Raw genomic sequence first — 5,051 nt, forward strand, 5'->3', positions numbered from 1 at the left:
AGCCCCTGTTCCTGAACTCGACCCATCATAACAAAGCCCTCCGATCCAATAAGGTAATTGAATCATCCGGTTAGATAGATATCAAGGAAAATCAGAAGCCCGGAACACAACATCTGGCAGGGCGCGTTTTTCACCGATATCGACCGTTTCTGCCACAGGCGGAATCGACAATTTTAGCACCGTGCCACGGCCCTGCGCATCGCCCGATTGCCAACTGGCTCAGGCTCTTCGCCGGGGTGTTGCCCTTCACCTTTCCAGTCGTCTGACCAAAGCCAATCTTCGAAATAATAGAGCCAAAGGTAAGTCCACGGAATGATGGTTTGGTCGATCCGCTTCCGCGCGTCCCATTCCCTGGCACCTGGAAGATAAAGACAAAGGCGCAGCGGATCTCTGTAGACGTGAGGCAAAGGACGCCCTGCCGCCAGCAACTCCAGATCCGGGTCGTCTATCTGAACACCGGGCGTTTGACCCGGCTGAAGCGTGATAGTGGCAAGGTAGGAGCGCGCCAAGGCGGTCGGTTGTATAGGCTCTTGCCATGTCAATTTGTTTGCGCGGACCTGCCCCACACCACTGATAGCCGGGCTTGCCTTCAGGAACAGCAGCTGCTGCGACAGGGTCAGGTCGTATTGCCCGCCTCGTCCTATCATCAATCACCGAAGAACGTATTTGTGGGCACGGTCGTTGATGCTGCGACCTTCGATGTCGTCAGCCCGACCACAGGTGCGACAGAAAGCAGACCCGATTTGCGACCATCCGACACCGCATTGACGCGGTTGCCGAGAACCCGTCCGGTGACACCGGAACCGAACGAACGCTCCATGTTCAATGACACACGGTCCTGACCAACAGCATCGCGAAGGACTTCAAAGTCGGACAGAGTTTGTGCGTGCCACGCATAGAATGCTGGTGCCCGGCGTTCATCCTTGTTCCAATTGTCGGCGAAGTTTTCCCCGTTGGTTGTCTCGTTCAGGATGGCATAGCCCCGCCGTCCGTCCAGAATGGGGCGGTCGATGAAGTGCGGCATCATCCGGATCGTTTCGACCAACAGATCCATTTCGTCATGGAAGACGTGGTTGCGCACGCAATAGGCATAGGACTGCATCGCAAGGGTGGTAATGATAACGGAAATCGGGGCCACGTCTTGCGTGTTGTTCTGATAAAAAACGTCGCGGTGCCGTTTGAGCAATTGCACGATGCGGCGCAGGATGCCTTTCACTGCTTCTCGGACGGGGAACGGCTCCACCGTCGCCTCGTCCCGCTGCATGGCGATAAACTTGCCCACAAAGGTAGGCCGGAGTGCGGCGCGCTCATCGAACAGGGTCTTGTAGGCCCGCGGGTTTGTCGGATGCCATTCCTTCAGAGCCCGGTCGGGCACCAATTCGCCCCGGTTGCCGCAGACCGGGTTTGCTATCGTCGGGGATAGGTCGAGGTGGAAGTCCCCCGCATAGTTGAGACGCCAACAACGCTTTTTTTCTTCGAGAATGCGCACATAGGTGGCGTGTTCCTTGAGCCGGTTTCCAACCGCCGCCTTCAGGGTCGCTGGTGAGATGCCGGACGCGATACCTGCACAAAAGCAGATCAGATCGACATCGAATTCCCGCCGCCCGATTGGCTTCACGGCCGTTCCAAGCGCACTGGACCCTTGGAGATAGACCAGAACACTGACGAGTAGGGGATCAGTTGAACCGGACAGCCAGTCTCCGACGGCACCATAGCTCTGGCGCGCACGATCAAACTGGGTTTCGGTGAGGTCCAGATCCTCGCCTATCTCGTCCAGGATGGTGAATATCTGCGTGCGCCGCCGAATATCACTGTCGGTCAGCGGCTGTCGCAACATCTGATTCATGCCGCTTTCTCCTTGAGTTGATAGACCGGCACGAAGGTATCGGCAGGCTGGGTGAAAAAGATCGGGGTCAGGTGGGGCTTTGCTTTTCGGGCTTCTGACATACCGAGGCCCTTGAGGCGGCCGATCTTCGTGGTGTCATCCAAGGTAAAAAACCCGCTCGGGACAGACGGCGAAATGCGGTAGATGCGATCCCCATCGTAAGGATGTCCCGTCAGAAGTTTTGCCATGCCGAGGGCGCCATGTGATTGCCCATCCGCGTAAAGGTTGAGGACTTTGAGGCCGAGTCCGGCAAACCCTGGACTTTCGGGCAGCATGTAGACTTCGTCCAGACACCCCAGGCTCAGAATGCGCAGGTCTGACGGATGCCACCCCAGAAGAGTGATGGCTTCGACGACAGCAATGGCTGTGGGATTGTTGGCCCATGTCCCGCCATCGGTCAGGCCAATATCATCAGCAGTGCGATGTCGCTTGAAATACGTAGGTGCCGCTGCCGTAGCCAGGGCGGCATCAAGCGCAGTCTTGCGATAATCGGTTTGCAGGCGTGTGTGATGCGCGGTCTTGTAGATATAAGGGCTGCGGAGATCGGCATCCCACGCCGGGATCACCAACCGGGTCTGTGATTGCCCGATCAGATCGTTGTTGAGAACGGCCTTGAGTTCACGGGCAAGAATTGCCGCATCGTGCTTTGGACCGACTACGTGCCGACCTGTGGCGGTGAGGGTGCGCCATGCCTGCCGTATCCTCCCCAGCGGTTCATCATCCGCATTGTCCTGACCGAAGATGACAGGCCCGCGACGCTCGTAAAGCTCGAGCAGTTCCTTTGCCGTGCGGCCGAGGCCAAGGCCGAGTGCGATGATGCCACCCGTCGATGTGCCTGCGATGAGATCGAAATAGCGCCCAATGGGCTGGCCCAGATCTTCCTCGAGCCCCGCGAGGAATGCAGCGGGCATCGTGCCCTTAATCCCGCCCCCGTCGATGGAGAGGATGCGACGTATCTGCCTGTTGTTCCCACCGTTGCTCATCCTGACATCCATTCCGCTTATGCCCTTCAGCCTTTCGGCGGATACGGGTCCTTGCCATAGGTGTTGCGCTCGCGGATGCGACCGTTCTCGCCGTGGATCAGCATCTCGCTGCCCTGACGAATGGCGGATTCCCGCGCGGCCGTGATGGCCTCGCGCTGCGTGCCGTGGACGGAAGACGCGCGGGAGTTACCCGCCCCCTTCACTGCCCAACCGCTTTCATGCGGCACAACATGCTGATTTTTCTTAGACATTTCAAGCCTCACGTGTCGATTTCGGTTGACGATGCGACAACCTTGTGTTTAAATATACAGGAAGAAATGGCGTTTATCAACCACAACAATAACCGCCGGGAGAGGATCATGTTCGGACAAAGACTCAGGCTTGCCCGCAAGCGGGCGGGTCTATCCATGCAAGCGCTCGCGGAGCGCGTAACCCCAAGCGTGTCAGCGCAGGCCATCAGCAAATACGAGGCGGACAAGATGATGCCGTCCTCGTCGGTGCTGGTCGGCCTCGGCAAGGCGCTCGGCGTGTCACTGGACTTCCTGCTCGGCGGTCAGGTCGAAGCTCTGGAAAGCGTCGAGTGGCGAAAGAACTCGACCGCCTCGGCGCAGGATCGCGCGATGGCGGAATCCATCGTCATCGAGAAGCTCGAAGACTATCTCGCCATCGAGGACATCCTCGATATGCACCCCGCTGAAGACCCCTTCGCCGCGCTGCGCGTGGACATGGTGGCCGATGAAGAGGCCATCGACGCCAAGGCGCGGGACGTGCGGCGCGAGTGGCAGCTTGGGATCGACCCGATCCCGAGTATGACCGCCCTGCTCGAAGACAAGGGACTCAAGGTCATCGAGGCCGATCTCCCGGAACGCATCAACGGGCTGGCCTGTCATGTCGAACGGGCGGAGGGCGCACCGACTGAGGTGATCGTCGTCTCGCGGCACACCAATGTCGAACGCAAGCGCTTCAACCTCGCCCACGAACTCGCGCACCGGATCATCACCGAAACCGGCAATGCTGCGCTGAAGAAGGAAGCCTCCATGCACCGTTTCGCGGGCGCGTTCCTCATTCCGCGTGAGCATCTGGAAGAGGAAGCTGGCCGAAACCGTCACGGCATGACCTGGATAGAGATCATGCGGCTCAAGCGCACCTATGGCGTCTCCGCCGCCGCGATGCTCGTGCGGCTCGGCCAGGTGGGCATCCTGTCGAAGAGCGCTGTGGAATATGCGTTCAAGACCTATGCGCGAAGCTGGCGGCGCGAGGAGCCGGAGCCTATCGGTCCAGGCGAGGGCTTTGCGGCCTTCGAGAAGCCGCAGCGCTTCGAGCGCCTCGTCTGGCGCGCGCTCGGCGAGGAGATGATTTCCCCCGTGCGGGCGGCGCAGATGCTCGGGCTCCCCTTGAGCGTTGTCGAACGCGACATCAGGGGGCCTCGTGACCAGTGACCTGTGTTGTCGTCAATGATGCGTCCTGTCTGATCGACTTGAAGAAGGGAGAGTTGCTGCACGTCCTGCTGCGGCTGCCCTATCGCTTCATCGTGCCCCTGCCCATCCGTGAGGAGGAGCTGCTCGATTTCACGGCGCAGGAATGGCGGATGCTCGAAGACGGCGGCCTCGCCACCTACGATCTGCCGGGGGAAGAAGTCGCGCGGGTTTTCGCTCTAAAGCGGGAACATAGCCGCCTGTCGGCCAATGATTGCTTCGCCCTCGTGACGACAACCTGCCAGGAAAACGGCATCCTCCTGACCGGCGACAACCTTCTACGCAAGGTCGCCACCGCTCGCGCGGTGCGCGTTCATGGCGTCCTCTGGATCATCGACGAGCTGCACGCCGCCGAAGCCTGCGATGTCGGGCTTCTTGTCTCCGCCCTGCAAATCTGGCGGGCGGATGAGGCGGTCTTCCTACCCCCCGCCGAGATCGACAAGCGGCTGCGCCGTCTCGGGGCATAATCTGAACAAGGTGGAGATGGCTGGACCCTGCCCACGACGTTCCGAGCGAAAGATCGAACGGTCATGCAAACCAGCCCCTTTTTTCGGCGTCAAAAAGCATCGATATCGGTGAAAAACACCGGCCTCTAAATGTCGTACCCAAGGCGCTGTCGCCTTGTTTGCCCCGCCTTTTCGGTGGGTTGGTTCAGAGCCTTTTGGGTCTTTCACGTCTTCATATAGGCACGAGCTTCACGAGACGTTT

Annotated in this window: 6 protein-coding genes; 2 read left to right on the forward strand and 4 right to left on the reverse strand. The window is 59.4% G+C overall.

The genetic code is table 11. The features are described from left to right. Window positions 1–173: 173 nt before the first annotated feature. Genes AC13DE_RS06130 through AC13DE_RS06145 form a run of 4 tightly spaced genes read right to left on the reverse strand, consistent with a single transcriptional unit; the run spans window position 174 to window position 3,119 of the window. Entirely contained in the window at window positions 174–647 is a 474-nt protein-coding gene (locus tag AC13DE_RS06130; RefSeq protein WP_009820225.1) for a type II CBASS E2 protein, read from the reverse strand. Beyond that, the gene (locus AC13DE_RS06135) at window positions 647–1,846 is read right to left on the reverse strand and encodes a nucleotidyltransferase domain-containing protein (RefSeq protein ID WP_416592427.1); all 1,200 of its coding nucleotides are present in this window, start codon (window positions 1,844–1,846) and stop codon (window positions 647–649) included. Before AC13DE_RS06135 ends, AC13DE_RS06130 begins: the two co-directional genes overlap by 1 nt. Then, a complete protein-coding gene (locus AC13DE_RS06140) occupies window positions 1,843–2,868 on the reverse strand; it encodes a CBASS cGAMP-activated phospholipase (RefSeq protein WP_233486458.1) in 1,026 nt (341 codons plus the stop codon). The genes AC13DE_RS06135 and AC13DE_RS06140 overlap by 4 nt, the downstream gene beginning before the upstream one ends. Window positions 2,869–2,894: 26 nt before the next feature. Continuing rightward, window positions 2,895–3,119: a DUF2188 domain-containing protein gene (locus AC13DE_RS06145; RefSeq protein ID WP_009815559.1), complete on the reverse strand. Its 225-nt coding sequence runs from the start codon at window positions 3,117–3,119 to the stop codon at window positions 2,895–2,897. Between the two features lie 66 nt (window positions 3,120–3,185). On the opposite strand from AC13DE_RS06145, the gene AC13DE_RS06150 reads away from it, so the two are divergent. Both AC13DE_RS06150 and AC13DE_RS06155 read left to right on the forward strand, forming a co-directional pair. Next, a complete protein-coding gene (locus AC13DE_RS06150; protein ID WP_483047378.1) occupies window positions 3,186–4,307 on the forward strand; it encodes an ImmA/IrrE family metallo-endopeptidase in 1,122 nt (373 codons plus the stop codon). Further along, the gene (locus AC13DE_RS06155) at window positions 4,304–4,810 is read left to right on the forward strand and encodes a PIN domain-containing protein (protein WP_009815557.1); all 507 of its coding nucleotides are present in this window, start codon (window positions 4,304–4,306) and stop codon (window positions 4,808–4,810) included. The genes AC13DE_RS06150 and AC13DE_RS06155 overlap by 4 nt, the downstream gene beginning before the upstream one ends. Window positions 4,811–5,051 lie beyond the last annotated feature (241 nt).

The organism is Sulfitobacter sp. L-8, assembly GCF_056859255.1.

Bases quoted from the DNA above. Each gene is read 5' to 3' on its own strand.
- AC13DE_RS06130 (WP_009820225.1), bottom strand. From the start codon at position 647: ATGATAGGACGAGGCGGGCAATACGACCTGACCCTGTCGCAGCAGCTG.
- AC13DE_RS06135 (WP_416592427.1), bottom strand. From the start codon at position 1,846: ATGAATCAGATGTTGCGACAGCCGCTGACCGACAGTGATATTCGGCGG.
- AC13DE_RS06140 (WP_233486458.1), bottom strand. From the start codon at position 2,868: ATGAGCAACGGTGGGAACAACAGGCAGATACGTCGCATCCTCTCCATC.
- AC13DE_RS06145 (WP_009815559.1), bottom strand. From the start codon at position 3,119: ATGTCTAAGAAAAATCAGCATGTTGTGCCGCATGAAAGCGGTTGGGCA.
- AC13DE_RS06150 (WP_483047378.1), top strand. From the start codon at position 3,186: ATGGCGTTTATCAACCACAACAATAACCGCCGGGAGAGGATCATGTTC.